This window comes from Planktothrix sp. (assembly GCF_046067725.1).
Lineage (GTDB): Bacteria > Cyanobacteriota > Cyanobacteriia > Cyanobacteriales > Microcoleaceae > Planktothrix.
Genome location: NZ_JBJUDF010000335.1, coordinates 1 through 4,734, shown reverse-complemented (window position 1 = coordinate 4,734; position 4,734 = coordinate 1). Strand labels below are relative to the sequence as shown.

Here is a 4,734-nt window from a genome sequence, read left to right as displayed (position 1 = left end):
AAACCAGAAAGAGAAGAATCACGAGAGAAATTAAGAAAGGAAAAATGGTGGTTATTGAGCAGACCTAGACCTGCCATGAGAAAAGCCTTACAAGGATTATCTTGTTATTTTGCTATTCCTAAAATTGTCAAATATATTATGTTTACTCCTGTAGATATTTTAATTTTACCCTGCGAAGCAAAATAACAAGATAATCCTTGTAATGCTTTTCTCATTGCAGGTCTAGGTCTGCTCAATAGCCACCATTTTTCCCTTCTTAATTTCTCTCGTGATTCTTCTCTTTCTGGTTTTACTTTCTCTCTCACTGTTGCAAAAGGTAACTCATATTCTGATGCTTCTTCAATGGACATATTATTAAAATCTATAACCCAATCCTTTGTAGAAAAAGGATAAATTAAACCTTTTCCATCTACCATTATTTTTAACACATCTTGATTTTTCCGATCTTTTTTGATCCAATCTTGTGCAGTTTCTTCATCGATAATAAAACCCTTTCCTGCTAATTGACAACCTTCAAATGACCTATTTTTATTGGCTAATAAAACTTGGGCGGTATTGACAGCTATTTCCGATTTTAATGCAGTCGAAATAGAAAATACATTTTGACCATCTAAATAAAAACTGAGAGGTTTTTCTTTTGACCAATTAACAATACTAACGTGAACATTTGCATCTCCTGACCAATGTTGTGTAGAAATAGCATTATAAATCATTCCGCCCTTTTCTACTACATAATCTAAACTGGCTTTTCTTCCCGTAATTTGAGAAATAGAATTAGTACCAACTAAACCAGAACGCCCATTTTTTCCTAAAATATCGGCGGTTTTTCTAAACCAAAATACACAAAAATCGGGTTGTCCTTCTACTTCAGGAAATTTTTGTTTTAATTTTTCTACATATTCATCACCTAAAGCACTTCTTAACTTTTTACCTCCCAAAAACGGAGGATTACCAATAATAGCATCAGCCTTAACCCATTCGGTAAATAAAGCATCGATACAAATAATATTTTGTTCTAAAGTATCTAAAGGCAAAGAAGGTTCATTTAAACCTAATTTATCGATAGCAACCTTGCGCCCAATCATTAAAGTCACCTTGGCTAACTCTACCGCAAAAGCATTGATATCCATGCCATAAAACTGTTGAGGACTGACCTTTTGAGTATAACCAGAAATATCCTCAAAATTAGCGATTTTCTCGAATAGTATTTTTTCAATATATTTTAACTCTTGATAAGCGACATAGAGAAAATTACCCGAACCGCAAGCTGGGTCAAGAATTTTATAATCAATTAATTCCCGATATAATTTTTTTAACTCGTTTAAGGTATTCGCTTCACTGATTCGATTTTCCCAATATTCTCGAAGGGTGGGTAAAACAATACTTCTAATATCAGCTTCTGAGGTAAAATGAATACCGTGAGCATGACGTTGTTGTTGGGATTTTTTCTGGGTTTTATCGGTATAGTTCAAAGCGCCTTCAAATAAGTTTCCAAAAATAGAAGGACGGACTTTACTCCAATCTTGACCCGCACAAGCTAATAATAAATTTAACTCCCCGTATTCTAACTTAATCGGATGAATTTCTTGAAATAATCCGCCATTAAAATAGTCTACCCCTTCATAACGGCCATCGGGGACAACCCCGGTTTGATTCATGGCTTGAAAAAGTCCGCCTAAAATATCATAAGCATTCTCTTGATCTTCCAGACAATCTTGTAAACAACGGGTAAATATTGCGGGGGGAAGTAAACCAATATCTTCGGCATACATCGCTAAAACACATTGTAAAATAAAACGTTGTGCTTGCAGGGGGGTATATTTTTTAAAATGATTTCTTTCACCTCGTTCTAATAGAGAATGTAAAACATCTCCTAAACGTCTGGCTGCTTTTTCTGTAATTTCAACTTGATTATTTTTAAATTGAGGACGGAGATTTTTGGCTTCTAAAAAGCTAAATGCTGGAATGCGTCTGGGTAAATCTTCTAAAGCTATAATATCAACCGGGTCATCGGGTTGATTATCGAAATCATAAATATGGAATTCATCAAAATTACATAAAATTACATAACGGGGGCGATCGCTTTTTTTAATTCTAATATAATATCGTTCAGCTTGGGTGCGATACTCTCGATCTTGAAGATCACTTCCCCGTTTTTTCATCTCAATTAAAACATGATTTTTCCAGAGTAAATCAGCAAACCCCATCTTTCCTGATTTCCCAGCTTTTTCAATGCGTTGCTCAAAGGTGGCTCCCGCTTGTAGTGCGCCTTCATATCCAAAAGCTTGAAACAAACGATCTAAAAAAATTTGTGCTTGTCCCTTTTCATCTCCAGTTATATACTGTTGACAATAATTAACAAATTGCTGCAAACTTTCTGGTGTCGTTGGCATTAGTACAATCCGCGATTAACCTGAAATTTAATTATATCGATTCAGAATGAAACGATCAACTGGGTTTCGATAGATAGATGACCGCCAGAAACCCAGTTTTTTAATTCGCTTTTTAAGCTACACCCAGAAATTGATGGCAACGGAATACAGATTCCTGATGTGATAGCAATTAGCTTGTGTTTTTGTTGGTTTGAGGTTATATCAGATCACCTTAAGTTTAATGCTGATCTCGAAATTGTTTAATGAATTCTACAACTTCGGTCTGTTTCTCAGAAGATGCCCAAATTAACGCTGTCCAATTATTTTGATCTTTGGCGGTTAAATCGGCTCCTTGATTTAATAATAATTCGACAATCGGTTTATGTCCACTACCTGCGGCTGCCATTAATCCGGTTAAACCAAAATCAGTTTTAGTGTTAATGTCCGCACCGCAATCTAATAATAACTGTACAATTTCTATATTGCCACTAGCAGCAGCTTCCATTAAGGGAGTCCAACCATCTTGATCAACGCCATTGACATCCGCTCCCGCTTGTAATAATAGTTTTACTATCTCTTTTTGTCCTAAATTAATGGCAGTAATTAATGGGGTATTTCCGGTTTCATCCTGAGCATTGAGATCAAGGTTTTGATTGATACACTCTTGAACTTTCTCAAGTTCTCCGGTTTGAATTGACTTGATTAATTCAGTCATGAGCTTTACTCCGGTTTGATTACTGTATTTAAAAATAGGGTGATTCGGTTAATGATTCCTAAAAAATCATAGCATTTATCCCTGGATATCTGATAGCAAATTTAAGATTTTTAAGATTAATAAATTGACAAGGTTTGAAACTTGAGCTATTATTGTCAATAAGTTATAATTAGGGATATTATGTCTAATCCGTTCCTGCACCTCGACTATGAACCCGCATTTGAGGCGTTAGGCGGTGATTATTCCGATGTTGTAGCCGCGAGTGAGTTTCCGATCCATATCCTGCGGTTTCGTAATGATCAAGTTTTAACCCGGTTAGGGCTGAACCCGGAAACCGTAACAGACGAGCACTTGATCGAAGCCTTTGGCAAATTTGAAACCGTGCAGCCCTTATTAGCCATGCGTTATCACGGTTATCAATTTGGAGAATATAACCCGTATTTAGGAGATGGACGGGGGTTTTTATATGGTCAAGTGCGGGGAATGGATGGAGAATTATATGATTTTGGCACAAAGGGATCGGGAAGAACGCCCTACTCCAGAAATGCCGACGGAAGACTAACCTTAAAAGGGGGAGTTCGGGAAGTTTTAGCCGCCGAAATGTTGCATCGCATGAAGGTAAGAACGTCTCGATGTTTAAGTTTAATTGAAACCGGGGAACAACTATGGCGAGGAGATGAACCTTCCCCGACTCGATCATCTGTAATGGTGCGGTTTAGTCGCTCCCATATTCGGTTCGGAACCTTTGAACGGCTACATTATTTCAAACGACCGGATTTAATCGAAAAATTGTTAGATCATGTGATTACTTATTATTATTCTAACTTAAAATCAGAACGCGATCGCTATGCTTTATTTTATGCAGAATTAGTGAAACGAGTGGCAGAATTAGCGGCCCAATGGATGGCTTCAGGATTTTGTCATGGGGTGTTAAATACCGATAATCTGTCAATTACCGGGGAAAGTTTCGATTATGGCCCCTATGCTTTTATGCCTCATTATAACCTGCGATTTACCGCCGCCTATTTTGATTATGGGGGATTATATTGTTATGGAAATCAACCCTTTGTTTGTGAAGGAAACTTAGAGTTATTACAAAAACCATTATCTTTAGTCATTCCTTTAGAAGCCCTTCAAGCGGGGTTAGCTTTTTTTCAAAACTATTATCGAGAATTCTATCGTCAACGGATGATTAATCGTTTAGGATTTTCCCAAATTCCTACACCGGAAGCGGAAGAACTTTTGCAAATTACGATTAATTTACTCAAAGATAATCTGATTCATTATCATGACTTTTTCATTCAACTACGAGAACAGTTTTGTGCCAATTGGCAAGACGAACCGCAAAATATTTTAAAAGAAGCTGAACCGATGCAGCATTTAGATCGGTGGCGACAACTGTATTATCATCATTTACAAACTTTATCTGCTCCTGAACTAGAGGAAATGAAACAACGGTTAAAAGAGTATAATCCTCAAGTGGTGATTGTTCGTCCTGAAATTGAAGGGATTTGGGAACCCATTACTGTTGAGGATAATTGGCAACCTTTTTATCAATTATTAGCTAAAATTAAAGCAGAGTAGCCAGAGGTTTTCAACGGGTGTTCATCAACAGTTCTCTATCGATTGGTGTAAATCTAGTTTGAA

The 4,734-nt window shown here is 36.7% G+C and carries 3 protein-coding genes; 1 reads left to right on the top strand and 2 read right to left on the bottom strand.

The window, feature by feature from the left end:
* Positions 1–104: 104 nt before the first annotated feature.
* Positions 105–2,393, bottom strand: a complete 2,289-nt coding sequence (locus ACKPEB_RS20830; protein ID WP_408966928.1) for a DNA methyltransferase — start codon at positions 2,391–2,393, stop codon at positions 105–107.
* 217 nt (positions 2,394–2,610) lie between these two features.
* Positions 2,611–3,087 (bottom strand): ankyrin repeat domain-containing protein, encoded by a 477-nt coding sequence (locus ACKPEB_RS20825; protein ID WP_408966927.1) that lies wholly within the window; start codon positions 3,085–3,087, stop codon positions 2,611–2,613.
* Positions 3,088–3,267: 180 nt separating this feature from the next.
* Between ACKPEB_RS20825 and ACKPEB_RS20820 the strand changes: the two genes are divergently transcribed.
* Complete coding sequence (locus ACKPEB_RS20820; protein ID WP_408966926.1) at positions 3,268–4,671, top strand: protein adenylyltransferase SelO; 1,404 nt, start codon at positions 3,268–3,270, stop codon at positions 4,669–4,671.
* The last annotated feature ends 63 nt before the right edge of the window (positions 4,672–4,734 follow it).

What these genes read in the sequence shown, in the direction of transcription:
- ACKPEB_RS20825 (WP_408966927.1), bottom strand. Translation starts at nt 3,087, where the DNA reads ATGACTGAATTAATCAAGTCAATTCAAACCGGAGAACTTGAGAAAGTT.
- ACKPEB_RS20830 (WP_408966928.1), bottom strand. Translation starts at nt 2,393, where the DNA reads ATGCCAACGACACCAGAAAGTTTGCAGCAATTTGTTAATTATTGTCAA.
- ACKPEB_RS20820 (WP_408966926.1), top strand. Translation starts at nt 3,268, where the DNA reads ATGTCTAATCCGTTCCTGCACCTCGACTATGAACCCGCATTTGAGGCG.